Source organism: Pseudomonas sp. Tn43 (assembly GCF_014192635.1).
GTDB lineage: Bacteria > Pseudomonadota > Gammaproteobacteria > Pseudomonadales > Pseudomonadaceae > Aquipseudomonas.
Window position 1 is genome coordinate 253,252 of record NZ_JACHYG010000005.1, and the last position, 26,867, is coordinate 280,118.

Below are 26,867 nucleotides of genomic sequence, written 5' to 3' on the forward strand. Positions count from 1 at the left end.
AACGCGCCGGCTCGCCACTTCTCGCTAGAGGCTTGCCACCGCTTTTAAGCTATAATCCCGCCCTTTAGCTGACTCTCGCCCCTTGCGAGGGCACATTAATTTTTGAGGCGCATTGCGCCTGCACGCAGACTTAAGAGGCTAGACCCCTGTGGCATTGACGATTCTTGGCCTGTCCGGCGCCCTTAGCCATGATCCTTCCGCAGCCCTGTATATCGACGGCAAGCTGGTCGCGGCGGCAGAAGAAGAGCGCTTCGTGCGCGATAAACATGCAAAGAACCGCATGCCTTACGAATCGGCGAAGTTCTGTCTCGAACAAGCAGGCATCAAGCCGTCCGACGTTGATGTGGTAGCGATTCCATTCGCCCCCATCAGCCTGTTCGGCAAGGCTCGCTGGCACTATGCCAAGCGTTACTGGTACGCCCCGGACCGCGCCCTCGACGCAATCCTGATGGGCAATCGTCGCTACAAGCGCTATCGCAACAAGATCGTCTGGTGCCTCGAGCAACTGGGTTTCGATCCGAAGAAAATCAAGATCGAACCGGTCGAACATCACCTGGCCCACGCCTCCAGCGCTTACCACTGCTCCGGCTTCAAGGAGAAAACCGCGATCCTGGGGATCGACGGCAAGGGTGAGTACGCCACGACCTTCTTCGGTTACGGCGAAAACGGCAAGATCCACAAGATCAAGGAATTCTTCGATCCTGACTCCCTCGGCGGCCTGTACGGCGCGATCACCGAGTTCCTCGGTTTCGAGATGCTCGACGGTGAGTTCAAGGTCATGGGCATGGCGCCGTACGGCGACGCGAGCAAATACGATTTCTCCCGTCTGGCCTCGTTCGAAAATGGCGAACTGGTGATCAACACGGATTACGCCAACGTCATCGGCCTGCGTCGCCATAAAGAGAAGGGCAAGGGTTTCTATTTTTCGCCAAAGCTGATCGAGTGGCTGGGTCCCAAGCGCGAAGGCGACATCGCCGATGAACCTTACATCCACTACGCCGCGAGCATGCAAGCGCTGTTCGAGAAACTGGCGCTGCAGATGATCGACCACTACCTGGGCGATGTGCTCAAGGAAACCGGCAAACTGGCTTTCGCCGGTGGCTGTGCGTTGAACGTCAAGTTGAACCAGAAAATCATTGCCCGAGACGACATCAAGGAGTTGTTCGTTCAGCCTGCGTCCGGCGATGCCGGTACTGCGGTCGGCGCGGCGGCTTACGTGTCCCATGCCCGTGGGGTGCCGGTCGAGAAGATGGAACACGTCTACCTCGGCCCGTCCTACAGCAACGAAGACGTGCTCGCGGCCTGTGCCCGTCACCCGAACAAGCCTGCATGGCGCAAGCTTGAGAACATGCCGGAGCAGATCGCCAAGATCATGGTCGACGGCAACCCGGTGGCCTGGTTCCAGGGTCGCATGGAGTTCGGTCCGCGCGCCTTGGGCGGTCGTTCGATCATCGGTTGCCCGAGCGCGACCGGCGTGGCTGACCGCATCAACCACCAGATCAAGTTCCGCGAGCGCTGGAGGCCTTTCTGCCCGTCGATGCTCGACACTGTTGCGCCACAGATGATCAAGATCGATCACCCGGCGCCGTTCATGACCTTCACTTTCGAAGTGGCTGAAGAATGGAAAACCCGCGTGCCGGAAGTCGTCCACGAAGATGGCACATCCCGGGCTCAGGTGCTCAAGCGCGAATACAATCCGCGCTATTACGACATGATGAAGGCGCTGGAAGTGCTGACCGGTAACGGCGTGTCGCTGAATACTTCGCTCAACCGTCGTGGCGAGCCGATGATCTGTTCGCCGACCGACGCGTTGAACATGTTCTTCGGTTCCGATCTGCAGTATTTGATCATGGAAGACATTCTGGTGGTCAAAGAAGGTGCGAACGAGTATGCGGTTGACTGACGTGCTGATCAGTATCGTTATCCCTGCTTATAACTACGCCAAAACCCTGCCGCGTGCGGTGAATTCGGTGTTGGCGCAGTTGGGGGATGCCCAGGCCGAGTTGCTGGTGATCGATGACGGTTCCACTGATGCGACGCCACAAGTTCTGGAGCAGCTGCTGACTGAGCATGCGGGAAGCTTTAGAGCCCTGCGCAAACCCAATGGCGGTTTGTCTTCGGTGCGTAATCGCGGGATCGAGGAAGCCCGGGGGCAATACCTGATCTTCCTCGATGCCGATGATGAGATGGCGCCTGGTGCGCTGGCTGCGTTGACCCGGCATATCTCCAGCCATCCTGACAGCCGTTTGATCATTGGCGGTCACTGGTCGGTGTTCGACGACGGTCGTCGTGTCCAGCATGCCGTCAAACCCTTGCCAGCTACCCCGCGCCAGCGTGTGCGGGGCTACTTGCTGGACAAGACGGTATCGCTGTCCAATGGCGCCTGCGCGATGCATCGTGAAGTGTTTGCACCGGGCAACTATCCTGAGCACTTGCGCAACGTTGAAGATATTCCGGTGTTCGCTCAGGTGCTGGCGCGGTTTCCGTGCACGGTGCTCGATCAGCCGCTGGCGCTGATCTACAAGCATGGCGACAGCATGCGCCATGACCTCAAGCAAAGCCTGGCCGCAGGCGTGGGGATGGTTGATGAAGTATTTTCCTCGGCCCGAATGCCTCAAGAATTGCAGGACCTGCGCCAGGCTTTCCTGGCTCAGCGCTGCCTGTCGTTGTTCCGCGATTGCTACAGTGCCGGCGATTATGTCAACGCCAAGGCTTTTTACGCCCGCGCCGTGCGCGCCAATCTGCGCTCGCTGACGCGCTGGTCCTATACCCGCAAGGCCATCCGGTTGTTATTCAAGTGAGCACGCCACCGTCTGAGGCAAGTGTGCTCCAGGCTGAGGGATGCTGGGCACAAAAAGCGCGTGAACTGGATCGTTATCGCTGGAAGCTGCTACGCGAGCGTCATGGTCGCTGTGGCAGTCTTTTGCGCCTGATTCGTGATGTGCTGGTGGATGTGGCGGTCGGGATGCGCGCCAAGGCCTGCTTGAGTGGTTCAGTGGTGGCTGAACCTTGTGAAGTCCTGTTATTGCATTCGGCGCCAAAGTCCATGGCGTTGCAACGCAAGAATATTCTGATCGAGGGTTTGCGCAAGCGTGGCCACCGCTTGACGGAGGCCGCGCTGCGTTCTCCATCGGACGCCTGCGCCCGGCGCATGCTCCTGGCGCCGCCGCAGCCTGTACCGCTGCGTTATCTTGTATACGCCGCCCATGCCCAATGGTTGGTGATGACGTATTCGCCCAAGGTGCTGATCAACGAACGCAACGGTAGTCTTCATGCGCCGTTCCTGCGCTTGGCATTGGCTGCGCGGGGTGGCCGATTGCTGCAGCTGGCCCATGCCACGACGCTGGAATCTTCACGGCGACTGGGGATGAACGATTACGACTATTACGGCGTCTTTGGCCATAGTTCGCTGGTTGCCTTGCAAGAAAGAACATTGCGATTCGGTGAGTCAACGGTGGTGTTGATTGGCTCTTACCTCGCCGATGAAACCTATGATTTACCGGTTGCCGATCCTGCTCTGCACACGTTGTTGATTCTGGGTGTTGGCCCTGATCGGGAAAAAGAACCGGGCTATCAGCGCACCTATCAGTTACTGCGCGCCTGGGCCGAGCAACATCCGCATTATCGCGTGCTGTTCAAGCGTCATCCGCGCAGCAAGGCGCAATTCTGGAGCGATGCCGCTGCACAGTTAGCCAACGTCGACTTGCTGGATAGCAAGTGTTCACTGGCGCAGGCTCTGGAGCAGGCCAGCGTTGTGGTCAATATCATGTCCAATGCCGGTATCGAGGCAGGGCTGGCGGGCCGGCCGGTCATCCACGTGAATGCGGGCAGTGATGTGGATATCTTCTCTCACTCGGTGTTTTTTGGGCCCCAGGTACGCGATGAGCACGAGTTTTCCCGGCAGTTGCAAGCGCTTGAGCAGGATTATCCGGGCCATGTGGCCCAGGCCCGGCGTTTTGCCGATTACCACCTGGTATACGGTTCTCAGGGGTTGGCAAAGACCATTCAACTGGTCGATAGCTTGCTGCAAGGTACAGACCCTGCGCGTGACTTCGAGACTTTCAGGCTGTCTGCCGCTGGCTGACATGGTCGGCTCAAAGGCTTAAGGGGTGAGCGCCAGGCTCAGTTCCTGTCCACTGCACACACGTTGGTGATTCAGGTAATGCTCAAGAAACTGGTTGTCCTTGAGTAGCCATTCGCGATCCTGGCGATAGCGCAACATATGCTTGAAATTACGTAGACGCAGGCCTTTGCGCAGCGGCTTTCGATAGGTGCGCAGGTCAGCAATATCAATCAGCCCCAGCGTGTTTTCAGGCGTCAATACGACATTGCCCAAGTGCGCGGAGCGAAAGTAAATGCCGTGCTCATGCAGGCGTGCAATGAACTCACCCAGTTGGGCCCGAAGGGATTCGTTATTGTCGGTGCCCAGCAACTGACGCAGGGTGTGACCGGGCAGTGGGTCGTAATGCACGGCATCGCGCTCGATGCTGGGGATGCGATAGACCTGGCGAACCGTCGGGCATTCGATATTGCGTTCGTGCAGTGCTTGGCAGTTGTCGGCAAAGCGCCGGGCGTAAGGCGCCCAAAGCGCAGAGGTCAGCAAGCGTTTACGGCGAAACAGCTTGAGCATCGAGCCATCGGCCAGGCACAAGACTTTATCCCCTTTACCATCGGCCTCGAGAACGTCGGCGCCCTCGCGCATGTTGAGATAAGCAGTATGGTCGAGCGTTTGCATCAAGGCTCCAAGGCTTGGCCTGATGGGGGTGGACAGCCGGCTATGTTACCGCAGTGCGCATGCTGCAAAAAACCGCTGTGGTACAATCGCCTCACTTTTTAAGAGGCAGTTGCCCGTTCACGGGGTTGCCTGGCGCAATACCACAGAGTGCTTGCTTCTGATTTCTGGTTTTATACTTCTATACGCGGACGGGCGAATAACAGGGTGTTGATGTCTGCGGACGTGTCGCACGTGGTTATATTGCGCTTTGGCGGGTGGATGCGGCCTATTTTTTGGACACCCTATGACGACAATGCTGTTCATTTCCCTGGCCAAACATCAAGGCCTCTATTTCAATCGGTTAATCAATGAGACCGAGCTAGAAGGTAAAGTCGTTACCCCGCCACAGATGCCCTGGCCGAAGTTGTCGCATGCATCCAGAGTGCTTTCGCGAATCGACTGGCCGAGCCTGATCGAAGAAAAATGCGAAGAGCGACGCGTCAAGAATAAAAACGACGGTCGCTTGTATCGTCTGCTGTTACGTCTGGAGCTGATCTGGATGGCACTCCGCGCTCAGGCATTGCTTGATCGCGAGCACCCCGATGCGCTGGTGTTCTGGAATGGTTCCCACCGCTACTGCCGATTGCTGACGGCCTTGGCGCCGCCGGGTTGTAAGACTTTCTTTTTCGAGAACGGCTTGCTGCCCAACACCACAACCGTTGATCCGCAGGGCGTGAACTACCTGAATGCCGTTCCGCGCGAGGCCGGTTTTTACCTCAACTATCCTTATCCCGTGCCTGAAAGTCAGGCCGTGCCGGTGCTGATCCCGCGTCAGCCTCGCACCAGCGGCCCGGCTCCGATCGTGCTTCCGGAGCAATTCGTCTTTATTCCGTTCCAGGATGATCGCGATAGCCAGGTTCGGCTGTTTTCTCCCTGGATCAAGAACATGCGCGAGATGTTCGCCTTGGGCGAGCGCTTGGCCAAAGAGACTGGATTGACAGTGGTGTTCAAGGAGCATCCATCCAGTCGCGAAACGTATCCTGAATTGCATGAGCGTACTCACGATCGCCTTTTGTTCGCCAACGGTAACGCCACTCAGCAGTTGATCGAGTCCAGTCAGTTTGTGATCACACTGAACTCGACGGTGGGCCTGGAAAGCCTGCTTTTGGGTAAGCCCGTGCTGACCCTGGGCCAAGCGTTTTTCAATATCGAGGGTTTGGTAATGCATGCCGACAACGCCGAGCAGGTGATGGAACTGGCGCGTGCATTCCCGCAATGGCCACTCGATGAGCGGTTGAGGCGTAACTTTCTCCACTACCTCTCCGAGCACTATTGCATCAAGGGTGGCTGGAAGAACGCCGACAAGGCCCAGTTGCAGCGGGTCGCCAATCGAATGCTGGGAAAAGCCGAGTGCTGACAGGAATGAAGAAGTTGTTCGCTAAGGAAGTCCTGGAAGTGTGGGCGTCTATCGGTTTTCTTGTGCTGCTGTGTGGGGCGTGGGTACTGCCGGACAACAAGCTGTATCACCAGATGCTGATTTTCCTGCTGTGGCTGCCCGCCCTGTTGGCGCTGTTCCATCGGGACTTTCGCATGATGCTCAAGCAACCGGAGTGCGTCCTTTTTGTGTTCTTCGTGGCCTGGACGTTACTGGTGCTGATGGTTGAGGGTGGCAATAATATCCTGGGCAAAAGCAAGGTGACGCTCTATGTGGCCCTGACCCTGTTGGGCGTGCTACTGGCTGCACAGAACCGCAAATGGCGGTTGGAGTCGATGTTGTTGTACGCATCGATTATGGGCGGTTTCTTTGCGGCGGCTTCCTGGGTCTACTTTTATGAAGTGTCCGCTCAACCTTTGAGCGGCAGGCTGATCGCCATCGGCTTGTGGGACACTGCAATCATGGCTGCGCATGCAGTGGGTGCCTTGCTGATCCTTGGCGTATTCACGCTGCAAACCAAGCGCTTCAATCCCCGGGTAATGATGTTGGTGCTGATTCCGGCGCTGGGGTATGCGCTATTCCTGGGTTTCAGCCAAACCCGTGGTGTGTGGATCGGCTTGCTGGCCTGTCTCTTCGTGATGGGAGTGGCGCGACCGTCGCGCCTGGGAGCCGGGCTGATTATTCTGGTGGTTCTGGGGTTGGCGTCCGTTGCTGTATTCAAGCCGGAAATTCTCTTGCAGCGCGGCGTTTCTTTCCGTCCCGAGCTATGGAGCGGCGGCGTTCAATTGATGCTGGATCATTGGGCGATGGGGTTGGGATTCCATCAGTACCTGATTCCTGTCCCCGAAATCGGACAGGCATTCAAACATCCGCACAATCTGTTCCTGGATATCGGTGTGCGTCTCGGCGCCCCTGGCCTGCTGCTGTTCGGCTGGTTGTGGCTGACAGCTGGCTGGCGTGGCTGGATTTCGCGCGCGCAGCCACTGGGGCAGGCATTGCTGGCTCTCTGGGTGTTTTCCGGAGCGTCACTGATGACGGATGGCATTGGCCTCTGGCTCAAGCCCAATGCCGACTGGTTGATCACCTGGTTGCCGATTGCCTTGAGTATCGTGCTGGCCACTCGTGGGAGCAATGCAAACAAGGATTTCGTCTGGAGTGTTGCATCTCCTGATGCGCGTGGTCCGGTAGCGAAGGGCTAAAGCGTTTCGGCCCCTCATCCGGGCTGAGCCGATGTTGTAATTCGTTCGCTGTTACAATCCACAGGTTGTCTGTCTTTTTCAAACGTACGAGGCGTGCCGAATGGCCAATTCCGACCAGCAATCAAGCATGAAGATCTACCTGCGGTTGCTGAAATACGTGCTCCCGTACTGGGGGGCTTTCGCTCTCAGTATTGTCGGCTTCGTGCTATTTGCATCCAGCCAGCCGATGCTGGCGGACATGCTCAAACATTTTCTCGACGCCTTGCAAAAGCCCGATGACACCAAGTTTATGGGTGTCTCGCTGGTGCTCGGCGTACCGTTATTGATTGTGCTGATCGCCGTTTACCAGGGTATTGGCTCATTTCTGGGTAACTATTATCTGGCCAAGGTTGCCCGTGGCGTGGTCCACGACTTGCGTTGCGCCTTGTTCGACAACCTGTTGACCCTGCCTAACCGTTACTTCGACAGCAACAACTCCGGCCACCTGATTTCCCGTATTACCTATAACGTGACCATGGTTACCGGTGCCGCCACCGATGCGATCAAAGTGGTGATCCGTGAAGGCCTGACGGTGGTGTTCCTGTTCGGTTACCTGCTGTACAGCAACTGGAAAATGACCTTGGTATTGCTGGCAATCCTGCCGGTCATCGCGATTCTGGTGAGCAGCGCCAGCAAAAAATTCCGCAAGCAAAGCAAGAAAATCCAGGTGGCGATGGGCGATGTGACCCATGTGGCTTCGGAGACGATCCAGGGCTATCGCGTGGTTCGCAGCTTTGGCGGTGAGACTTACGAAATCGAGCGTTTCCACAAGGCTAGCGCCGACAATATGAACCGCAGCCTGGGCATGACCCGCACCCAATCGATCTATACCCCAATGCTGCAACTGGTGATTTACATCGGCATGGCTGTGTTGATGTATCTGGTGCTTTACCTTCGCGGCGATGCCTCTGCCGGCGAACTGGTTGCCTACATCACCGCTGCCGGTTTGTTGCCCAAGCCGATTCGTCAGTTGTCGGAAGTCAGCGCCACGATCCAGAAAGGGCTGGCCGGTGCGGAGAGCATTTTCGAGCAGCTCGACGAAGTTCCGGAAGTCGATACGGGCACCAAGGAGATGGCGCGCGTCAGTGGTCGCCTGGAAGTACGTAACCTGAGCTTCCAGTACCCGGGCACCGACAAAGTCGTGCTCAACGATATTTCCTTTACCGCTGAAGAGGGCCAGATGGTCGCTCTGGTGGGGCGTTCGGGCAGCGGCAAGTCGACCCTGGCCAACCTGATTCCGCGTTTCTATCACCATGACAAGGGTCAGATCCTGCTCGACGGTGTGGATGTCGAGGAATACAAGCTGACCAATCTGCGTCGGCACATTGCCCTGGTGACCCAGCAAGTCACCCTGTTCAACGACAGCGTCACCAACAACATCGCTTATGGCGACCTCGCCGGCGCACCGTTCGAAGACGTGCGCAAGGCCGCCGAAGATGCCTATGCCGCCGAGTTCATCGAGCAAATGCCACAGGGCTACGACACCTTGGTAGGCGAAAATGGCGTGCTGCTTTCCGGCGGTCAACGCCAGCGTCTGGCGATCGCCCGGGCACTGCTCAAGAATGCGCCCTTGCTGATACTCGATGAGGCCACCTCGGCCCTCGACACCGAATCCGAGCGCCATATTCAGGCGGCTCTGGAACAAGTAATGAAAGGTCGTACTACGCTGGTGATCGCTCACCGCTTGTCGACCATCGAGAAAGCTGACCTGATCCTGCTGATGGACCAGGGCCGCATCGTCGAACGCGGCACTCACGCCGAGTTGTTGGCGTTGAACGGTCTTTATGCACGCCTGCACGAGAAGGATTTCGTCGAAAGCACTGACGAGGCAATGACGGAGTCCCACGTTTGATTTTGAGTTACTGGCGAGCCTGGAGAGAAAGCGGCTGGGCGCCCATCGATGCAATGGCTTATACCCAAACCTGGCATCAGTTTGGCGGCAGCGTGGCGACTCATCCCGATGTGGTTGAGCGTCTGGCGGGGCTGGTAGGCATCCCGGTGCGTTATCTGGGCTGGTTCGTCGATGGTCAATTGTGCGCCGCGATGCCGACCTGGGGTCGTCATGTGGCCTTGTCCAAGGAAGTGCTCAAGCGTGAAGGCAAGCGCGGGCTGCTTGATCTGGGCAATGCCGAGATCATCCTGCCGGTGGCTGAAGATGCCCAGATACGTGTGCGGCACCGCGCTCGTTATGTGTCTGAACTCAATGCCCCAAACATCACCGGTCTCGCTGAGCAACCGGAAGGCCTGGCGCTGGCTCGTGAACCAGAGGACTACAGCAAGAAGTTTCGCTACAACCAGCGTCGTGACCAGCGTTTGCTTGAAGAGGCGGGTGGCATTATCCGACCGATGCTGGAGCTGAGCGCCAGCGAACAGGCGAGCATCTACGCCGACCTGTTCCAGCGCCGCTGGAACTTTGAAGCACCGGGCAAGGCGCGTCTTACTGAAGTGTTTAGCCTGTTACGTGAGTTCATGACGGGGTCCTTGATCTACCTGAACGACGAACCGGTGGCGATCCAGATTCTGTACCGGGTCGAGGCGCCCAAGTGGGTCAGCCTGGAATACATTAACGGCGGTGTCGACCCGCAAAACCGCGAGTTCAGCCCTGGCAGCGTACTCAGTTTCGTCAACACCCAAGCTGCATGGGAACAAGCCCGCGCCGTGGGTAAGCCGCTGCGTTACTCGTTCGGCCGCGCCGATCGCGAATACAAGGATCGCTGGTGTCACCGGGTTCCGGTCTATCAGGTTTGAGCGAGGGAAGGCAGTCATGAGCGCACGCAAGCAACAATTGCTTAAACGCCATCGCCAACGCAAACGTGTGGTGCTGATCGGTGCGTTGTTGGCTGCATTGCTATTTGGCGTCTTTATCGCGTGGTGGCCGTTGCCGCTGTTCCTGCTGCTGGGCTGGATCGCCCATGAAGCCTGGTTCGCCGACCATCTTTTCTATGCCCCGGGCGATGATTATCGCTATGACTTCCCCGCGGGTACGCCGCAATTTCCCGCCACCCTGGCCAATGGAGTCTTGCAGGTGACGGGCGACTTTGGCGTGGCGCAAACCCTGGTTTTGCAGGTGCGGGTCAAGAGCCATTGGCTGGGTCGCTTTCTTGACCCGCAGGTATGGATCGGTGACGACCGTCAGGACCTGGAGCGCGGTGTTGCGGGAGAGCGTTTTCTCAATCTGTCCGGGCAAGGTTCGGCGCTGGCTGCCGGGACCCTGACGTTGCGTGGACGCTTTTGCAGCCTGGCACCCCAGGCGACTTTGCACGCCCTGAGTCATCCGGATTTTGGCCAGCAGCGCCTGCTCATCATCGCCCCCCATGCCGATGATGCTGAACTGGCGGCTTTTGGCCTCTACAGCCGGGCGTCCGAGGTGGCTATCGTCACACTGACCCAAGGCGAGATCGAGGCCGAAAACTATCGCGATATGGGCCTCGACGCCGCTCAGGCCGCCCGTCTGAAGGGGCGCCTGCGCAGTTGGGATAGCCTGGCAGTGCCGCTGTGGGGCGGGGTTGCGCAACAACAATGTGTGCAATTGGGTTATTACTGCTTACAACTGAGTGCGATGGCGCAGCAACCGGAGCAAAGCTTCGGTTCTCGGGAGTCGGGAGAGAGCGATATACGTGACGTGCGTCGGCACAATGCCCTGAGCCTGCCGGGGGATGTCGATGGTCAGCCCCATTGGCGCAACCTGGTGGCTGATCTGGCGCGTCTGCTTGAGCATTTCCGGCCCGAGGCGGTGCTGACGCCCCATCCCGAGCTGGATCCCCACAGCGATCATCTCGCCAGCACACGCGCCTTGATGGACGCGATTGAACTCAGTACCTGGCGCCCGCGTACCTTGCTGCTTTATGCCAATCACCTGCACGACAACGACCGCTGGCCGATGGGGCCGGCGGGTTATGGCATTGCCCTGCCGCCGACCATAGAACCGTTGCCGGCTGATGGGCTATGGAGCCCGTTGCTGGACGCGCCAACCCGCATGGACAAAGCCATGGCCTTGGGCATGCAGCATGACTTGCAGGGTCGTCCGCCGTTCAAAAAACGTCTGCGCCGGGTGATTCAGCGGTTGTTGGCCGGGCGTTGCTGGCCCCGCACCGGTGAAGACGAGTTCTTCCGCAAAGCGGTGCGCCGACATGAAATTTTCTGGGTGCGTCCACTGGATGCCCCTCCACAGAGTGACCGCCGCTGAGCCTGTGTGCTCGCGTGCGGCCGCAACCTTTCGCTATGTTATTATCCGCGACGCTTTTATTGCCCCTGGAGTTTCCATGAAGTTATCCATGCCACGATTCGATCAGGCCCCTGTCCTGGTGGTCGGCGATGTCATGCTCGACCGTTACTGGCATGGTGGTACCTCACGGATTTCCCCTGAGGCGCCGGTACCGGTAGTCAAGGTCGAACACATCGAGGACCGCCCGGGCGGTGCCGCCAACGTTGCCCTGAACATTGCCGCACTCGGTGCGCCGGCCTCGCTGGTTGGTGTGACCGGTGATGACGAAGCGGCCGACAGCCTCGTCAATAGCCTCAAGGGTGCCGGCGTGCGGGCGTTGTTCCAGCGCATCGCGCATCAGCCGACCATCGTCAAGTTGCGGGTCATGAGCCGGCACCAGCAATTGCTGCGTATCGACTTCGAAGAGCCTTTCACCACCGACGCCTTGGCGTTGGGCGAACAAGTCGACGAAATGCTCGAAGGCATCAAGGTGCTGGTGCTGTCCGACTACGGCAAAGGCGCGCTGAAAAACCATCAGATACTGATCCAGGCTGCTCGTGCCCGCGGCATTCCGGTGCTGGCCGATCCCAAGGGCAAGGACTTCTCGATCTACCGCGGCGCGAGCCTGATCACTCCGAATCTCAGCGAGTTTGAAACCATCGTGGGTGGTTGCGCCGATGAACACGAGCTGGTGAGCAAGGGCGCGCAGCTGATGCACGACCTCGACCTCGGTGCCTTGCTGGTGACCCGTGGCGAGCACGGCATGACCTTGCTACGCCCGGATCATCCGGCGCTGCACCTGCCGGCCCGTGCCCGCGAGGTGTTCGACGTGACCGGTGCCGGTGACACCGTGATTTCTACCCTGGCGGCGGCGATCGCCGCTGGCGAAGAACTGCCCCACGCGGTGGCCCTGGCCAACCTGGCGGCGGGCATCGTGGTCGGCAAGCTCGGTACGGCCGCCATCAGCGCCCCGGAATTGCGTCGTGCGATCCAGCGTGAAGAAGGTTCCGAGCGCGGTGTGTTGGGGCTGGAGCAACTGTTGCTGGCGGTCGACGATGCACGTGCGCACAACGAAAAGATTGTGTTCACCAACGGCTGCTTCGACATCCTGCATGCCGGCCACGTGACTTACCTCGAGCAAGCGCGTGCCCAAGGCGATCGCCTGATCGTGGCGGTCAACGACGATGCGTCGGTGAGCCGCTTGAAAGGTCCGGGTCGGCCGATCAACAGCGTCGACCGTCGCATGGCTGTACTGGCCGGTCTCGGCGCCGTGGACTGGGTCATCAGCTTCGCCGAAGGCACTCCGGAAAACCTGCTGCGCGAGGTCAAGCCGGATGTGTTGGTCAAGGGCGGCGACTACGGGATCGAGCAAGTGGTTGGCGCAGACATCGTCACCGCTTACGGCGGGACTGTGAAAGTACTGGGGTTGGTAGAAAACAGCTCGACCACGGCGATAGTCGATAAGATCCGCAATCACTGATAGCAGTGAGCGTGCTTGATCATTCCCACGCTCTGCGTGGGAATGATCAGGGGCGCGCTGCCTTGCGCGGCACGATTTTTTTCAGCAGTTGCTTTGCTTTTCCATGCAAGCGGGCTAAACCGGAATCCCTCCCCGGCGGGGTCAAACCCTGTTGTCGCATCCAGTCTTTCCAGCGAATCCGCTCATCTTTCACCAGCCAGCCTTCCTGCCGGGCAAAACTCTCGGCCAGATATAGCCCGCGGGTACTCGCCGGATACAACCGATCTTTTTTCAAGGTGTACAACTCGGCCATCGGCTGGCCGTCCTGCAATGGCATCAGGTACAAATCGGGACGTTTGCGATCGAGCCGGGCCACCAGTTGATCACCTTCCAGTCGCTCGTCGACGTGAAACAGGCTCAGGGATTTGGCTTCCTTGGGCACATCCAGGCGCAAGTCATAGATCAATTGCAGCGATGCGGTCGGTAAATGCACGTAAGCCCGCGGACGCTCGATCAGCGGCATGTTGGCGCAGCGCACCGGCCGCGCCGAGCCGGACAGTGGTGTCAGGCGAAACGGCAGGGCTTCGCGATAATGCAGGGCGGCTGAGTAAGGTGCTGGTAGCCAGGTATCGTTGAATCGCCCGCTGAGCCAGCCTTCCGGGGTTTCCAGCAGGCACTCCTCGGCAATTTCCTGAGTGGCCGTGTGCAACGGCAGGCTCAGTTCATGGGCGGGCACATAACCGGAGATCAGCTTGAGCACCACATCGCCTCGGTCCTGCCGACGCTGACGCACCAATACCCAATAATCGCGATTCTGCCAATGCAGCGTCAGGCGCACCGAAACCCCCAGATTTGCCAGCTCCAGGGCGAACCGCTCGCTGTCGGCTACCGACACCGGGCGGCGACGCTGCAATGTCTGGGAGAAATTCAACGGCATCCCGACGCTTTGGTAGCTCAGGCCTTCGGGGCTCGCTTCGACGAATAACGGCAGGGTCTTGAAGTTGCTCGGGTTCTTTCTTATCAGCGTACGCGGCATGTCGGCTCCTGCTTAAGGCCGCGTGGGCGGCATCAATGGCTAGGGTCTGTTGACGTTAGGCGCGCAACCCGAAGGGCCGGCGTCGCAATCGCCACCAAACGTCAACAGGCCCTGCGAAGGACCTGGGCAACGGTCGCGACGTTGTGGGCGAGGTGCAGCGGATTAATGGTCCCGACAATAGCGCTGGCCACCCCGGGGTGTTGAAACAACAACTCGAAACTGGCACGCACCGGGTCCACGCCCGGGCTCAGGCAAACGTGGCCGCTGGCCAGGGCTTTTTTGACCAGGATCGCTTTGCCGTGAGCAGCAGCATAGTCAATGACGGGTTTCTCGTTCTGTTCGTTCAGATTGTAGGTGACCATCGCGCAATCACCTTGTTCCAGAGCCTTCAAGCCGCCTTCGACGGTTTTGCCGGAAAAACCGAAACCGCGAATCTTGCCTTCGCGCTTGAGCTCGGCGAGGGTCGGGTAGACCTCGCTGTCATTGAGGATTGCCAGGTCGTTGCCGTCGGAATGCACCAACACCAGATCGATAACGTCCGTTTCCAGTCGTTGCAGGCTGCGTTCCACCGAGAGGCGCGTATGGGCGGCGCTGAAGTCGTGACGCGACTGGCCGTCGGCAAACTCTTCGCCCACCTTGCTGACGATCACCCAGTCCTGACGTTGACCTCGCAACAGCGGGCCTAGGCGCTCTTCGCTGCGGCCATAGGCCGGCGCGGTGTCGATCAGGTTGATGCCCAGGTCACGGGCGAGTTTGAGCAGCATGCGCGCTTCGTCATCGCCGGGGATCTGAAAGCCGTTGGGGTACTTCACCCCTTGATCGCGGCCCAGTTTCACCGTGCCCAGGCCCAGGGGCGATACCCACAGGCCGGTGCTGCCCAGAGGGCGATGCAGATCGTGCAAGGTCGGTTGGCTCATGGCAGCAGTTGCTCCCAGGCAGAGACGCCCATTGGCGGTTTCGGCAGTTCCGGCAGCGGCGCCGGATGGCTCGGCTGGATGCCGTCGCGTTGCAGTGCGGCGAGGACACGGTCCGCGAAGTCCGGCGCCAGGGCCAGTTTGGTCGGCCAGCCCACCAGCAGACGGTCCTGCTCGGCGAGGAAGGCATTATCCGGACGAGTCAGGCCTGATTGCAGTGGCTCGGCGCGTTCCACTCGCAAGGTTGCCCACTGCGCGGTACTCAAGTCGATCCACGGCAGCAGGTTGCCGATTTCTTTTTGCGCGGTGGCGATTTGCGCCGCAGGATCGCGGGCCACGCCTTCAGCTTCGGCGATGTCGCCTCCCAGGTACCAGATCCATTGGCCATCGGCCGCCGGATGAGTGGTCACAGTGATGCGCGGCTTCGGTCCGCCGCCCAGGCAATGGGCATACAGCGGTTTGAGACCCGGGCCTTTGACAATGATCATGTGCAGGGAGCGGCGCTGCATCGCCGGTTGGTTCAGGCCCAGTGCTGTGAGCAGGTCGGCGGTGCCGGCACCGGCGCTGAGAACGATACGCTGGGCGCGGATCTCGCGTTCGTCGACTTTCAAGCCAACCAGTTCGCCGTTTTCCAGCAGCGGTTCAATGTGCTGGCCGGCCAGTAGACCGTCACCGGCCAAATCGGCCAGGCGCTGGATCAGGCTTGGCACGTCAACCACCAGCTCCGCCAAGCGATAGACCTTGCCCTTGAAACGCTTGTCTTGCAGGGCTGGCGGCAGTTGGTCGCCCTTGACCTGATCGACCCGCCCGCGCACGGCTTTACTGGCAAAGAAACTGGTGAGGTTGCCGGCGAGGGTGCCGGGAGACCAGAGGTAATGGGCGTCGGACAGCAGACGTACGCCGGACAAGTCCAGCTCGCCGTCGCCGGCCAGCGCTTCACGCCAGCGACGCGGCATGTCGGCAATGGCTTCCGAGGCGCCGGTCAGGGCGCCGTGCAATGCGTATTTGGCGCCGCCGTGGATGATCCCTTGAGACTTCAGGCTCTGCCCGCCACCGAGGCTGGCGCTTTCCACCAGCACGGTCGAAAAACCCTGGCGGCGCAGGCGCGCATTCAGCCAAAGGCCGGCGACACCAGCGCCGACAATCAGAACGTCGGTGGAAATAACGGATGGCATGCAGCGACCTCAGTGTTCAAGACGAGGGCGCAGTATACAGACTCCTAGATGGGAGGTTTTGCTGGCGATCAACAGAACCCATTGTGGCGAGGGGGCTTGCCCCCGTTCGGCTGCGAAGCAGTCGTCAGTCTGCCGCCGCGATAATTCAGTGAAAGTGCGGTGAAGGGATTAGGGCCGCTTCGCGCCCCAACGGGGGCAAGCCCCCCCTCGCCACAGGGTCTCCTTCACCATAAGGGATTGGTTGCGTCAGTTAATGCCCCGCGGTTTTGGAGAACAGCTGAATAACCACAACCCCCAGCACTATCAGCGCCATCCCCAACATCGCTGGCACATCTAGCTTCTGCCCGTAGATAAACAGGGCCGCGACGCTGACCATCACAATCCCCATGCCGGCCCATACCGCGTAGGCCACGCCCACCGGAACGCTGCGCACCACCAGGGTCAGCATCCAGAAAGCAATGCCGTAACCAACGATCACCAACAGCAGCGGCAGTGGCGTACTGAAACCCTTGACCGCTTTCATCGAAACGGTAGCGATCACTTCGGCGCAGATGGCGATGGCCAGGTAGTAGTAAGCGGTCATGGGTCGATCCTCGTGTGAAGCGTTGCTCTCTGAGCTCGGTATTCTAGAGTGTCGCCAGATGCGGTAAAGTCATTACCTATCTGTTTTGAAGATGGGTTGAGCCATGAACATGCAATGGAATCTGGAACAGCTGCGCTTGTTTGTCAGCGTCGCGGAACAGCGTTCGTTCTCCGCAGTGGCGCGCGACCAGCGCAAGGCTCAATCGGCTGTCAGCAGTTCGATTGCGCTGCTGGAAGAGGATCTGGGCGTCAGCCTGTTCGATCGCAGCAGTGGTCGTCAGCCGAAACTCACCGAAGCCGGCACCGCCCTGCTTGAAGAGGCGCGGGAAGTGCTGCGTCAATGCGAGCGTCTCAATGGCCGGGCGCTGGCGATGATGCGTGGCCAGGAAGCGAGTCTGCGGGTGGCTCAGGACGAGGCGATGCCCTATCAGGCAGTGGTTGAAAGCTTCGAGGCGCTGGCAGAAAAATTTCCCAGCCTGGAAGTGCAACTGACCAGCGCCGCCCAAGGTGATGTCGCGCGCAAATTGGTGGAGCGCCGGGCCGATCTGGGCTTGCTGTTTTATCACGAGCAAATTCCCGAAGCCCTCGAGCGGCGGGTGCTGGGTAGCGTCGAAATGGTTACGGTGTGCGGCGTGGGGCATCCCATGGCGAAGCAGGCGCAGGTCGATTGCCAGCAAATGGCGCAGCATCGACAGCTGCTGATGTCCACGCAATCCAGCGTCTACCCCGGCAGTGAGCCGGCCAGTCCGCAGGTCTGGCGCGCCGACAGTTTCTATGTAATGGCCGAATGGGTGATGCGCGGGCTTGGCTGGGCGTGGTTGCCGCGCCATGTGGTGCAGTACCCGGCGTATCAGAATCAGATGGTCGAATTGGCCAGCGAATGGACGCCGCCAGCCTTGATTGTCGAACTGGTCTGGCGTCGCGACGAACCCCTGGGCCCGGCGGCCCGTTGGCTGGCTGAACGTTTTGCCGTGCACTTGCAGGCGATCGGCTAAAAAACCGATAAACTCCGCCGCCATGAATAGAACTCTCTACACCGCGCTGTTTTACCTGGGGCTGCCATTGGTAGCGATTCGGCTTTGGCTACGGGCGCGCAAAGCACCGGCGTACGCCAAGCGCATTGGCGAACGGTTCTCCCTTGCGCTACCGGCGATGAAGCCGGGCGGTATCTGGGTACACGCCGTGTCGGTGGGCGAAAGCATTGCCGCCGCGCCGATGATTCGCGCCTTGCTGCAGCGTTATCCGTCGCTGCCGATCACTGTCACCTGCATGACGCCGACCGGTTCCGAGCGGATCCAGGCGCTGTTCGCCAACGAGCCACGCATTCAGCACTGTTATTTGCCTTATGACTTGCCTTGCGCAGCCAGGCGATTCCTTGATCGGGCCCGACCGAAACTGGCGGTGATCATGGAAACCGAACTCTGGCCCAACCATATCCACCAATGCGCCAAACGCGGGATTCCCGTGGCGCTGGCCAATGCGCGACTGTCCGAGCGCTCGGCAAAAGGCTATGGCCGCTTCCATAAACTGACCGGGCCGATGCTCGCCGAGATGAGCCTGTTCGCCGTGCAGACCGAAGCCGAGGCCCAGCGCTTCCGGGATTTGGGCGCGCGCCCGGAAACCGTCGAGGTGACCGGTTCGATCAAGTTCGACCTGACCATCGACCCGCAACTGCTGCAGCGTGCCGCCGAGTTGCGGGCGCAATGGCAGGCGCAGGAACGCCCGATATGGATTGCCGCGAGTACCCATGAAGGCGAAGACGAGGTGGTGCTGGCTGCCCATCGCCGGCTGCTGGCCAATCATCCCGATGCCTTGCTGATTCTGGTGCCGCGCCATCCGGAGCGTTTCAACCCGGTGTTCGAGTTGTGCCAGCAACAGGGATTCGCCACGGTGCGGCGTTCGACGGGCGAGCCGGTGACTGCCAGTACTTCGGTGCTGCTGGGCGACACCATGGGCGAGTTGCTGTTTCTCTATGCGTTGGCCGACAGCGCCTTCGTCGGCGGCAGCCTGGTGCCCAACGGCGGTCATAACCTGTTGGAGCCGGCGGCCCTGGCCAAACCGGTGCTCAGCGGGCCGCACCTGTTCAACTTCCTCGAGATCGCCGCGCAGTTGCGAAGCGCAGGGGCGCTGGCCGAGGTCGATGATGCCCAAGGTCTGGCGCTGGCGGTGCAGCGGCTGTTCGAATTGCCGAGCGATGCACGGCGGATGGCAGAGGCGGGGCTGAAAGTGATGCGCACCAATCAGGGCGCGTTGCAGCGGTTGCTGGATGGGTTGGGGCGGTTGATCGAGCGTTAGACCGAGTTGCCTGAAAAAAAAGATCGCAGCCTTCGGCAGCTCCTACAGGGTGTACATCAATCCCAATGTAAGGAGCTGCCGAAGGCTGCGATCTTTTGCTTTTTATGGCCTCGCTTTCAACTGCTCCGCCGCCGCCTTGGCCAGATCCGGTGGCAGGAAGTCTTTATCCGGGTTGTAGTCGGGTTTGAGGTAACGCGTCAGGTCCTGCAAGTCCCCCGGGTTCAAGGTGCCGGCGGCCTGTTTCAAGCGTAGGTTGTCGAGGATGTAGTCGTAGCGGGTGTTGTTGTAATTACGCACCGAAGTGTACAGCTGACGCTGGGCATCAAGTACGTCGACGATGTTGCGTGTTCCCACCTGATAACCGATCTCCGTCGCTTCCACCGCGCTCTGGTTGGAAATGATTGACTGTCGACGTGCCTGCACTTGCTCGACGTCGGTGTTGACGGCACGGTGCAGGTTGCGGGTGTTTTCCACGACCTGACGACGCAGCGCTTCGCGTTGCTGCTCGGACTGAGTCAGCCGAGAGTAGGACTCACGCACCTGCGAACTGGTCAACCCACCGCTGTAGAGCGGGATGCTCAATTGCAGGCCAACCGTGCGCTGCTCGACATCGCCGCCGTAACGCACGCCGTTCGGGTTGGGGTTGGTAAAGCCGAGGGCGTCGTTGTCGCCTTTCTGGTATTGCGCGACCGCATCCAGGGTGGGCGCATGTCCGGCCTTGCGCTGCTTGAGGGTTTCCTCGGCGGCGCTCACCGCGTAGTTGCTGGCCAGCAAATTCAGGTTCTGTTTGGCGGCGGTGTCGACCCAGGCCTTGGCGTCGTTCGGTGCCGGAGGCAGGATCGGCAAGGTATGAACGATGCCCTGGATCGAGTTGTACTGACGGTTGGTCAGGGTAATCAGCGCTTCGAACGCGTCGTCCACCTGACGCTGAGCGAGAATCCGGTTGGCCCGCGCGGTGTCGTAACTGGCCTGGGATTGCAGCACGTCAGTCTTGTCCGACAGACCGACGTCGAAGCGCTCGTTGGACTGGTCGAGCTGACGCTTGAATGCCGCTTCTTCAGCTTTGGTCGAGGCCAGGGTGTCCTGGCTGCGCAACACGTTGAAGTAGCTTTCCGCGCTTTGCAGAATCAGGTTCTGTTCAGTGGCCGAGAGTTGCAGCGCCGCCTGTTCGTTGACGTCCTTGGCGGCCTGCAACTGGAACCAGCGATCGGCGCGGAAAATCGGTTGCGCGAGCGTCGCCTGATACACCGTGCCGCTGCGGGTCGTGGTCAGCGATGGCTGATCGAGCGAAGTGCGGGTGTTGTTCAGGTCGGCACCGGCGGACAGGTTGGGCAACAGCCCGGCGCGGGCCTGGGGCACGACTTCCTTCTGGGCGCCATATTGGGCACGGGCGGCAGCGAGGTCGGCGTTGTTGTCCACCGCTTCCTGATAGACGCTGACCAGATCTGTTTTGGTTGATAAGGGCGCCTCAGCTCCCCAAGCCATTCCATTGGACGCACAAGACACGGCGAGGGCCAGTGAGAGTTTGCGCAGCATGAGGCCATCCCTAAAAATTACGCTGATAATTTGAGCGCCAAGGCTACGGCGCGGTGCCCTGCAGCGTCAAGGCGCGGCATGGCGTAGCGAGTGTAGTTGCACGCAGGCACGGCAACAATCCTGCATTTGCGCCATTCATCATGGTGTTTGCTGCGGAGTTGGCGTTCTTTGCCAGTTGTGTCTAGACTGGCCGGGTTCTTGTCGGGGTGCCTTGCTATGAGGCTGAGATCGAATAATTTCGGATCCCGTTGAACCTGATCAGGTTAGCGCCTGCGTAGGGAACAAGATTTCTCGTCACCCGGCGAGTCCTCTTGTGCTTCGTCCGGGATGTTGTTCGACAATCGAACACCCTTGAGCACCGAGCACAGCACAGCTGGTTTTCCAGCACCCGTGCGTCCATTCGTTTACAGGTTCGCTCCGACAAAAATCCACTGCCTGGATGTGTGTCTGGAGAGCCCGTGATGACTACAAAATCAAAAATCGAAACCAACCTGAGTGACTCGGCCAAGGTCGATCAGCAATCGGTTCAGCCGTTTACCCGCTCGCAAAAAATCTATGTCCAGGGCACTCGCCCCGACATCCTCGTGCCGATGCGCGAAATCAGCCTGGACGTGACCCCGACCGACTTCGGCGGCGAAATCAACGCCCCGGTGGTGGTTTATGACACCTCGGGTCCGTACACCGATCCCAATGTCATCATCGACGTGCGCAAAGGTCTGGCCGATGTGCGTTCACCCTGGATCGAGTCCCGTGGCGACACCGAGCGTCTGCCGGGTCTGAGCTCCAACTTCGGCCAGGAACGCCTGGCCGATGCCGAGCTGACCAAGCTGCGTTTCGCCCATGTGAACAACCCGCGACGCGCCAAGGCCGGGGCCAACGTCAGCCAGATGCACTACGCCCGCAAGGGCATCATCACCGCCGAGATGGAATACGTCGCCATCCGCGAAAACATGAAGCTTGAAGTGGCCCGTGCCGCAGGCTTGCTGGATCAGCAACACGCCGGCTACAGCTTCGGCGCCAGCGTGCCGAAAATCATCACGCCGGAATTTGTCCGTGAAGAGATCGCCCGCGGTCGCGCGATCATTCCAGCCAACATCAACCATACCGAACTGGAACCGATGATCATCGGCCGTAACTTCCTGGTGAAGATCAACGGCAACATCGGCAACAGCGCCTTGGGTTCGTCCATCGAAGAAGAAGTGGCGAAACTGACGTGGGGCATTCGCTGGGGTTCGGACACGGTCATGGACTTGTCCACCGGCAAGCACATTCACGAAACCCGCGAATGGATCATCCGTAACTCGCCGGTGCCGATCGGTACCGTGCCGATCTATCAAGCCCTGGAGAAGGTCAATGGCGTCGCCGAAGACCTGACCTGGGAGCTGTTCCGCGACACGCTGATCGAGCAGGCCGAGCAGGGCGTCGACTACTTCACCATCCACGCGGGTGTGTTGCTGCGCTACGTGCCGCTGACCGCCAAACGCGTGACCGGTATTGTTTCCCGTGGCGGTTCGATCATGGCCAAGTGGTGTCTGGCGCACCACAAGGAAAACTTCCTCTACACTCATTTCGAAGACATCTGCGAAATCATGAAGGCCTACGACGTCAGCTTCTCGCTGGGCGATGGCCTGCGTCCGGGCTCGATTGCCGACGCCAACGATGCCGCTCAATTCGGTGAGCTGGAAACCCTCGGCGAGCTGACCAAAATCGCCTGGAAGCACGACGTGCAGTGCATGATCGAAGGCCCGGGCCACGTGCCGATGCAGTTGATCAAAGAGAACATGGACAAGCAGCTGGAGTGCTGCGACGAGGCGCCGTTCTACACCCTCGGCCCTCTGACTACCGATATTGCCCCAGGTTACGACCACATCACCTCCGGTATCGGTGCGGCGATGATCGGCTGGTTCGGTTGTGCGATGCTTTGCTACGTGACGCCGAAGGAACACTTGGGCTTGCCGAACAAGGATGACGTGAAGACCGGGATCATCACCTACAAGATCGCGGCCCACGCCGCCGACCTTGCGAAGGGGCATCCGGGGGCGCAAATTCGCGACAATGCCTTGAGCAAGGCGCGTTTCGAATTCCGTTGGGAGGACCAGTTCAACCTGGGCCTGGATCCGGACACCGCACGTTCGTACCACGACGAAACATTGCCGAAGGATTCGGCCAAGGTCGCACACTTCTGCTCCATGTGCGGGCCGAAATTCTGCTCGATGAAGATCACCCAGGAAGTCCGTGAATACGCGGCCAACCAGCGGATCGAAACCGTCGATGCGGAAGTTGCGCAAGGTCTGGCTGAACAGGCCGAGCGGTTCAAGCAGGAAGGCAGTCAGTTGTACAAGAAAGTCTAGCCACAAGCGTACCGATCGTTCCCACGCTCTGCGTGGGAACGCAGCCCGTGACGCTCCGCGTCATTGGACGCGGAGCGTCCCTGGAGGCATTCCCACGCGGAGCGTGGGAACGATCACAACGCTTGTCTCTTCAGCTACGGCCGGGAAACAGTTCGGGCTTGAGAATACCGTTCAACCGCGGGTAGGGGATCTTCAGTTCGACGTGGCCCAGTGCGTAAGGCGCAAGGGTGCTCACTTCGTACTTGAGGATCACCCCGCCATAGGTCAACGCCACGTTCTGGGTTTTCACGAAGGGCCAGCTCTTCACGAACTCCGGTTCCTGATCGAGCCGGGTGCTGATCAGCCAGCTGTTGTGCGCCACTTGGGCCGCTTTCCAGAACGCCTCTTCCTGTCCCGGGATCAACATGTCCGAGAGCGTCAGCACTTTATGTTGTTGACGTGAATAGTTGATGAAACCGCGGCCGGGCGTGCCATGGGCGCCGCCGGTGTCCAGGTAACTGGACAATTCAATGATCACCAAGCCGTCATGCTGCTCACGTACCTTGGCTTGCAGGTAACTGCTGTAGCGCGGACCAGCACTGCTCAAAAACTGCTCGCGATACGCCGCCAGCGTTGGTGCCACGGGGGCTTGGGGTGAGGTGCGGGTCATTTGCAGCAGACGTTTTTCGATGATGCCGTCAAGTGCGGGCTCATCGGGAAAATGCAGCGTATCGATATTCACCAGCGGGCATTCAGGGTTGGCGCAGCCTGGTTTCAATTGTTCCGATGCGTCGCGGGTGGTTTCCAGCGGCGCCCGGTAATTGGGCTGGAACAGACTCTGGCACGCACCCAGGGTCAGGGCAATGGCGGCCACGGAGGCGATCTTGAAAAGCGACATGGGCGTCCTTTACGAAACAGGGGGAAGGCGAAAAGTTACCCGCTTCGACTCTTAACGAAGCAGTCAGTTCGCCACTAAGCTAATTAGAGTTGGTTTCATCCTCACCGTCTATCTCGCTGACTGGAAAGGGGCTGCATCAAACATCGCGGGCGCGTTAGGATGGCGCGAAGTCGAGGTTGCAAGTAACAAAAAGGAGCCTCGGATCGGATTTGCAGTAAACGAGGATTGTCATGACTGATTTTGCCAACGCCATTCCGACCGCCGTCGATATCGTTCGGCGCGAAAAGTGCTACGAGGGTTTCTACACGCTCGACCGCGTGCACTTGCGCCACGAATTGTTCGCCGGCGGCATGAGTCGGGAAATCAATCGTGAACTGTTCGTGCGCCACGATGCGGTGTGCGTGCTGCCTTACGATCCGCAGCGCGATGAAGTGGTGCTGATCGAGCAGTTTCGCGTTGGCGCCATGGGCAAGACTGACAATCCGTGGCTGATCGAACTGGTCGCCGGTCTGATCGACAAGGATGAAGTACCGGAAGAAGTTGCTCACCGCGAAGCGCAGGAGGAAGCTGGGCTTGTATTCGGGGCACTCTGGCCGATCACCCAATATTTTCCATCGCCGGGTGGCAGTAACGAATTCGTGCACTTGTACCTGGGGCGTTGCCAGACAACCGGGGTTGGCGGCCTGCATGGGCTGGAGGAAGAGGCAGAAGATATTCGTGTCACGGTCTGGGCGTTCGAGGATGCCCTGCAAGCCGTACGCGACGGACGTATTGCCAACGCGCCAAGCATCATTGCCTTGCAATGGCTGGCTTTGAACCGCGTTGAAGTGAGGGGGTTATGGTCGTAAACAAGCTGCGCGATCGCTACCGGATCGACCTGGTGGGGCTGCAAGCCTCCTGCGAGGCCAACTACGCGCGCCTGATGCGACTGCTACCGGATATGCGTAGCGAACCGGAGGCTCGGCGCATTGCCGTGACCCACGGCGACCAGATGCTGGGCGTGCTGGCCCTCGAGGTGCTGCAGGTTTGTCCGTATACCACCACCCTGCAAGTCCGCCAGGAACACAGCCTGCCATGGCTGCCGGTGCCGCAACTGGAAGTTCAGGTGTATCACGACGCGTGCATGGCCGAAGTGGTCAGCGCCGAACATGCGCGACGCTTCCGGGGCATCTATCCTTACCCGAACGCCGCGATGCATCAGCCGGATGAAAAAGCTCAGCTCAATCTGTTCCTGGGGGAATGGCTGAGCCATTGTCTGGCCTGTGGGCACGAGTACGCAGTCGTTCGTTAGCGCCCTGTCTTTCGGGAAACAGGGCGTTGAGTGTGAACTGCGTCCGGTTCACGGGTTTCCTCTTTTGCTCGTCCCCCAGCATAATCGCGGCACTGACCCATTCCGTGATCACGCCCTGGGAGAACGCCTTGCCGAGCGTATCCATATTAACCACCGCCGATCCGGCGTTGCTGGTGCAACTCACCGACAGCCATTTGTTTGCCGAGGCGGACGGGACGTTGCTGGGCATGAATACCCGCGACAGCCTGCAACAGGTCATTGAACTGGTGTTGAAGCAGCAGCCGCAGATCGATCTGATGATTGCCAGCGGCGATCTTTCACAGGACGGGACGCTGGAGTCATATCAGTTGTTTCGTGACCTGACCCGGCAGATCGACGCCCCCGCGCGCTGGATTCCCGGGAATCATGACGAGCCGATGATCATGGCCGAGGCGGCGATGCAGAGTGCGCTGCTGGAGCCGGTGGTGGACATCGGCAACTGGCGGGTCACGCTGCTCGATTCGGCGGTGCCGGGGTCGGTGCCGGGGTATTTACAGGATGAGCAGTTGCAGTTACTCGCTCGCTCATTGAGTGAGGCGCCGGAGCGGTATCATCTGGTGTGTTTCCATCATCATCCGGTATCGATCGGGTGTGCATGGATGGAGCCTATTGGCTTGCGCAATCCAGAGGCGTTGTTTGCGGTGCTGGATCGCTTTCCACAAGTGCGTGCAGTGCTGTGGGGGCATGTGCATCAGGAAATCGACCAGGTGCGCAACGGTGTACGCCTGCTCGCATCGCCCTCGACCTGCATTCAGTTCGAGCCGGGCAGTGATGATTTCAAGGTGAGCCAGCAGGCACCGGGGTATCGATGGTTGCGACTTTTGCCGGATGGCCAGCTCGAAACAGGTGTTGAGCGCATCACCGGATTCGATTTCCAGGTTGATTACGGCTCCAACGGCTACTGAACATACAGAAAGACCGCGGCGCGGCCATCGCGAGCAGGCTCGCTCCCACATTGGAATGCATACCCCTGTGGGAGCGAGCCTGCTCGCGATGGCGTCCGCCAAGGCAACCTGATTTTCACGCATATCCCCGATTTTCCCGACACCCTGTAAACTGCGCCTCTTTACCCGACGCACAGGGCGCTCAAATGTCTGGTTCGATCCTTTATATCCACGGTTTCAACAGCGCACCTGCCTCAAAAAAGGCCTGTCAGTTGATCAATGTGATGGAACGGCTGGGCTTGAGCGATCAGTTGCGTGTGCCGGCCTTGCATCACAATCCCCGCCAGGCCATCGGTCAGCTTGAGCAGGCGATTGCCGAGCTGGGGCGGCCACTGCTGGTCGGCAGCTCACTCGGCGGCTACTATGCGACTCACCTGGCCGAGCGCCATGGCTTGAAAGCCCTGTTGATCAACCCTGCCGTCAGCCCGCACCGGATGTTCGACGGGTTCCTGGGGACGCAGAAAAATCTGTATACCGATGAGACTTGGGAATTGACCCACGACCACGTAACGGCCCTGGCCGAGCTGGAAGTGCCGGCGCCCAAGGATCCGCAGCGGTTTCAAGTATGGTTGCAGACCGGCGACGAAACGCTGGATTATCGCCTCGCCCAGCAGTATTACCGGGCCTGCGCCTTGCGCATCCAGGCGGGCGGCGACCATAGTTTCCAGGGTTTTGCCGAGCGATTGCCGGCAATGCTGGGTTTCGCCGGCATCGGCGCAGATTTGTATCAGGCGATTGATTTCACTGCACTGTGATTTCGCCTCTTGTTCACAGAAC

The 26,867-nt window shown here is 59.6% G+C and carries 23 protein-coding genes and 1 riboswitch; of the genes, 16 read left to right on the forward strand and 7 right to left on the reverse strand.

Annotated features, from left to right (window positions below; translation table 11 throughout):
* Positions 1 to 148 precede the first annotated feature (148 nt).
* The 3 genes from FHW68_RS15610 to FHW68_RS15620 are packed head-to-tail and all read left to right on the forward strand — an operon-like array spanning position 149 to position 4,084.
* A complete protein-coding gene (locus FHW68_RS15610; RefSeq protein WP_095634741.1) occupies positions 149 to 1,903 on the forward strand; it encodes a carbamoyltransferase in 1,755 nt (584 codons plus the stop codon).
* Entirely contained in the window at positions 1,890 to 2,801 is a 912-nt protein-coding gene (locus FHW68_RS15615; protein ID WP_177409354.1) for a glycosyltransferase family 2 protein, read from the forward strand. Before FHW68_RS15610 ends, FHW68_RS15615 begins: the two co-directional genes overlap by 14 nt.
* A 23-nt stretch (positions 2,802 to 2,824) precedes the next feature.
* Positions 2,825 to 4,084 (forward strand): capsule biosynthesis protein, encoded by a 1,260-nt coding sequence (locus tag FHW68_RS15620; RefSeq protein ID WP_095634742.1) that lies wholly within the window; start codon positions 2,825 to 2,827, stop codon positions 4,082 to 4,084.
* An 18-nt stretch (positions 4,085 to 4,102) separates the two neighbouring features.
* Here FHW68_RS15620 and FHW68_RS15625 read toward each other — a convergent pair whose 3' ends face one another.
* Complete coding sequence (locus tag FHW68_RS15625) at positions 4,103 to 4,735, reverse strand: toluene tolerance protein (protein WP_095634743.1); 633 nt, start codon at positions 4,733 to 4,735, stop codon at positions 4,103 to 4,105.
* 283 nt (positions 4,736 to 5,018) lie between these two features.
* Between FHW68_RS15625 and FHW68_RS15630 the strand changes: the two genes are divergently transcribed.
* From FHW68_RS15630 to hldE, 6 genes are all read left to right on the forward strand, one after another.
* Positions 5,019 to 6,131 carry a capsular biosynthesis protein gene (locus tag FHW68_RS15630; protein WP_095634744.1) on the forward strand — a complete coding sequence of 371 codons (1,113 nt, stop codon included), beginning with the start codon at positions 5,019 to 5,021 and terminating at the stop codon, positions 6,129 to 6,131.
* A gap of 5 nt (positions 6,132 to 6,136) precedes the next feature.
* Positions 6,137 to 7,348, forward strand: coding sequence for an O-antigen ligase (locus FHW68_RS15635; protein ID WP_183681165.1), 1,212 nt, complete (start codon positions 6,137 to 6,139; stop codon positions 7,346 to 7,348).
* 100 nt (positions 7,349 to 7,448) lie between these two features.
* Complete coding sequence (msbA, locus tag FHW68_RS15640) at positions 7,449 to 9,239, forward strand: lipid A export permease/ATP-binding protein MsbA (protein ID WP_183681166.1); 1,791 nt, start codon at positions 7,449 to 7,451, stop codon at positions 9,237 to 9,239.
* Between the two features lie 53 nt (positions 9,240 to 9,292).
* On the forward strand, positions 9,293 to 10,135 hold the full coding sequence (locus tag FHW68_RS15645) for a GNAT family N-acetyltransferase (protein ID WP_221217170.1): 843 nt from the start codon (positions 9,293 to 9,295) through the stop codon (positions 10,133 to 10,135).
* Between the two features lie 16 nt (positions 10,136 to 10,151).
* Complete coding sequence (locus tag FHW68_RS15650) at positions 10,152 to 11,573, forward strand: PIG-L deacetylase family protein (protein WP_095634747.1); 1,422 nt, start codon at positions 10,152 to 10,154, stop codon at positions 11,571 to 11,573.
* Positions 11,574 to 11,649: 76 nt separating this feature from the next.
* Positions 11,650 to 13,071, forward strand: a complete 1,422-nt coding sequence (gene hldE / locus FHW68_RS15655) for a bifunctional D-glycero-beta-D-manno-heptose-7-phosphate kinase/D-glycero-beta-D-manno-heptose 1-phosphate adenylyltransferase HldE (protein WP_095634748.1) — start codon at positions 11,650 to 11,652, stop codon at positions 13,069 to 13,071.
* A gap of 46 nt (positions 13,072 to 13,117) precedes the next feature.
* Here the strand turns inward: hldE and FHW68_RS15660 are convergent, their stop codons facing one another.
* From FHW68_RS15660 to FHW68_RS15675, 4 genes are all read right to left on the reverse strand, one after another.
* Positions 13,118 to 14,086, reverse strand: a complete 969-nt coding sequence (locus tag FHW68_RS15660; RefSeq protein ID WP_183681168.1) for a metal ABC transporter ATPase — start codon at positions 14,084 to 14,086, stop codon at positions 13,118 to 13,120.
* Between the two features lie 101 nt (positions 14,087 to 14,187).
* Complete coding sequence (locus FHW68_RS15665) at positions 14,188 to 15,003, reverse strand: aldo/keto reductase (protein ID WP_183681170.1); 816 nt, start codon at positions 15,001 to 15,003, stop codon at positions 14,188 to 14,190.
* Complete coding sequence (locus FHW68_RS15670; RefSeq protein WP_183681172.1) at positions 15,000 to 16,175, reverse strand: FAD-binding oxidoreductase; 1,176 nt, start codon at positions 16,173 to 16,175, stop codon at positions 15,000 to 15,002. The genes FHW68_RS15665 and FHW68_RS15670 overlap by 4 nt, the downstream gene beginning before the upstream one ends.
* Before the next feature lie 250 nt (positions 16,176 to 16,425).
* Positions 16,426 to 16,758 carry a multidrug efflux SMR transporter gene (locus FHW68_RS15675; RefSeq protein ID WP_008004867.1) on the reverse strand — a complete coding sequence of 111 codons (333 nt, stop codon included), beginning with the start codon at positions 16,756 to 16,758 and terminating at the stop codon, positions 16,426 to 16,428.
* A gap of 103 nt (positions 16,759 to 16,861) precedes the next feature.
* Between FHW68_RS15675 and FHW68_RS15680 the strand changes: the two genes are divergently transcribed.
* Both FHW68_RS15680 and waaA read left to right on the forward strand, forming a co-directional pair.
* On the forward strand, positions 16,862 to 17,752 hold the full coding sequence (locus tag FHW68_RS15680; protein WP_063341763.1) for a LysR family transcriptional regulator: 891 nt from the start codon (positions 16,862 to 16,864) through the stop codon (positions 17,750 to 17,752).
* A 22-nt stretch (positions 17,753 to 17,774) separates the two neighbouring features.
* Complete coding sequence (waaA, locus tag FHW68_RS15685; RefSeq protein ID WP_095634754.1) at positions 17,775 to 19,052, forward strand: lipid IV(A) 3-deoxy-D-manno-octulosonic acid transferase; 1,278 nt, start codon at positions 17,775 to 17,777, stop codon at positions 19,050 to 19,052.
* Between the two features lie 102 nt (positions 19,053 to 19,154).
* On the opposite strand, the gene FHW68_RS15690 is transcribed toward waaA, so the two are convergent.
* A complete protein-coding gene (locus FHW68_RS15690; protein ID WP_095634755.1) occupies positions 19,155 to 20,588 on the reverse strand; it encodes a TolC family outer membrane protein in 1,434 nt (477 codons plus the stop codon).
* A 192-nt stretch (positions 20,589 to 20,780) separates the two neighbouring features.
* Positions 20,781 to 20,886: riboswitch (TPP riboswitch) on the forward strand.
* Positions 20,887 to 21,049: 163 nt separating this feature from the next.
* On the opposite strand from FHW68_RS15690, the gene thiC reads away from it, so the two are divergent.
* Positions 21,050 to 22,939, forward strand: a complete 1,890-nt coding sequence (gene thiC, locus FHW68_RS15695) for a phosphomethylpyrimidine synthase ThiC (RefSeq protein WP_095634756.1) — start codon at positions 21,050 to 21,052, stop codon at positions 22,937 to 22,939.
* A 130-nt stretch (positions 22,940 to 23,069) separates the two neighbouring features.
* Here the strand turns inward: thiC and FHW68_RS15700 are convergent, their stop codons facing one another.
* Positions 23,070 to 23,816 (reverse strand): RsiV family protein, encoded by a 747-nt coding sequence (locus FHW68_RS15700; protein WP_183681174.1) that lies wholly within the window; start codon positions 23,814 to 23,816, stop codon positions 23,070 to 23,072.
* A 230-nt stretch (positions 23,817 to 24,046) separates the two neighbouring features.
* On the opposite strand from FHW68_RS15700, the gene FHW68_RS15705 reads away from it, so the two are divergent.
* The 4 genes from FHW68_RS15705 (at position 24,047) to FHW68_RS15720 (ending at position 26,845) form a co-directional block, all read left to right on the forward strand.
* Entirely contained in the window at positions 24,047 to 24,664 is a 618-nt protein-coding gene (locus FHW68_RS15705) for an NUDIX domain-containing protein (RefSeq protein WP_095634758.1), read from the forward strand.
* The gene (locus FHW68_RS15710; protein ID WP_095634759.1) at positions 24,655 to 25,107 is read left to right on the forward strand and encodes a DUF1249 domain-containing protein; all 453 of its coding nucleotides are present in this window, start codon (positions 24,655 to 24,657) and stop codon (positions 25,105 to 25,107) included. The genes FHW68_RS15705 and FHW68_RS15710 overlap by 10 nt, the downstream gene beginning before the upstream one ends.
* 128 nt (positions 25,108 to 25,235) lie before the next feature.
* On the forward strand, positions 25,236 to 26,051 hold the full coding sequence (gene cpdA, locus FHW68_RS15715) for a 3',5'-cyclic-AMP phosphodiesterase (RefSeq protein WP_183681176.1): 816 nt from the start codon (positions 25,236 to 25,238) through the stop codon (positions 26,049 to 26,051).
* Between the two features lie 185 nt (positions 26,052 to 26,236).
* A complete protein-coding gene (locus tag FHW68_RS15720; RefSeq protein ID WP_183681178.1) occupies positions 26,237 to 26,845 on the forward strand; it encodes a YqiA/YcfP family alpha/beta fold hydrolase in 609 nt (202 codons plus the stop codon).
* The last annotated feature ends 22 nt before the right edge of the window (positions 26,846 to 26,867 follow it).

What these genes read in the sequence shown, in the direction of transcription:
- thiC (WP_095634756.1), top strand. Translation starts at nt 21,050, where the DNA reads ATGACTACAAAATCAAAAATCGAAACCAACCTGAGTGACTCGGCCAAG.
- FHW68_RS15635 (WP_183681165.1), top strand. Translation starts at nt 6,137, where the DNA reads ATGAAGAAGTTGTTCGCTAAGGAAGTCCTGGAAGTGTGGGCGTCTATC.
- waaA (WP_095634754.1), top strand. Translation starts at nt 17,775, where the DNA reads ATGAATAGAACTCTCTACACCGCGCTGTTTTACCTGGGGCTGCCATTG.
- FHW68_RS15720 (WP_183681178.1), top strand. Translation starts at nt 26,237, where the DNA reads ATGTCTGGTTCGATCCTTTATATCCACGGTTTCAACAGCGCACCTGCC.
- FHW68_RS15630 (WP_095634744.1), top strand. Translation starts at nt 5,019, where the DNA reads ATGACGACAATGCTGTTCATTTCCCTGGCCAAACATCAAGGCCTCTAT.
- FHW68_RS15650 (WP_095634747.1), top strand. Translation starts at nt 10,152, where the DNA reads ATGAGCGCACGCAAGCAACAATTGCTTAAACGCCATCGCCAACGCAAA.
- FHW68_RS15670 (WP_183681172.1), bottom strand. Translation starts at nt 16,175, where the DNA reads ATGCCATCCGTTATTTCCACCGACGTTCTGATTGTCGGCGCTGGTGTC.
- FHW68_RS15705 (WP_095634758.1), top strand. Translation starts at nt 24,047, where the DNA reads ATGACTGATTTTGCCAACGCCATTCCGACCGCCGTCGATATCGTTCGG.
- hldE (WP_095634748.1), top strand. Translation starts at nt 11,650, where the DNA reads ATGAAGTTATCCATGCCACGATTCGATCAGGCCCCTGTCCTGGTGGTC.
- FHW68_RS15690 (WP_095634755.1), bottom strand. Translation starts at nt 20,588, where the DNA reads ATGCTGCGCAAACTCTCACTGGCCCTCGCCGTGTCTTGTGCGTCCAAT.
- FHW68_RS15645 (WP_221217170.1), top strand. Translation starts at nt 9,293, where the DNA reads ATGGCTTATACCCAAACCTGGCATCAGTTTGGCGGCAGCGTGGCGACT.
- msbA (WP_183681166.1), top strand. Translation starts at nt 7,449, where the DNA reads ATGGCCAATTCCGACCAGCAATCAAGCATGAAGATCTACCTGCGGTTG.
- FHW68_RS15680 (WP_063341763.1), top strand. Translation starts at nt 16,862, where the DNA reads ATGAACATGCAATGGAATCTGGAACAGCTGCGCTTGTTTGTCAGCGTC.
- FHW68_RS15615 (WP_177409354.1), top strand. Translation starts at nt 1,890, where the DNA reads ATGCGGTTGACTGACGTGCTGATCAGTATCGTTATCCCTGCTTATAAC.
- FHW68_RS15660 (WP_183681168.1), bottom strand. Translation starts at nt 14,086, where the DNA reads ATGCCGCGTACGCTGATAAGAAAGAACCCGAGCAACTTCAAGACCCTG.
- FHW68_RS15700 (WP_183681174.1), bottom strand. Translation starts at nt 23,816, where the DNA reads ATGTCGCTTTTCAAGATCGCCTCCGTGGCCGCCATTGCCCTGACCCTG.
- FHW68_RS15675 (WP_008004867.1), bottom strand. Translation starts at nt 16,758, where the DNA reads ATGACCGCTTACTACTACCTGGCCATCGCCATCTGCGCCGAAGTGATC.
- FHW68_RS15625 (WP_095634743.1), bottom strand. Translation starts at nt 4,735, where the DNA reads ATGCAAACGCTCGACCATACTGCTTATCTCAACATGCGCGAGGGCGCC.
- FHW68_RS15665 (WP_183681170.1), bottom strand. Translation starts at nt 15,003, where the DNA reads ATGAGCCAACCGACCTTGCACGATCTGCATCGCCCTCTGGGCAGCACC.
- FHW68_RS15710 (WP_095634759.1), top strand. Translation starts at nt 24,655, where the DNA reads ATGGTCGTAAACAAGCTGCGCGATCGCTACCGGATCGACCTGGTGGGG.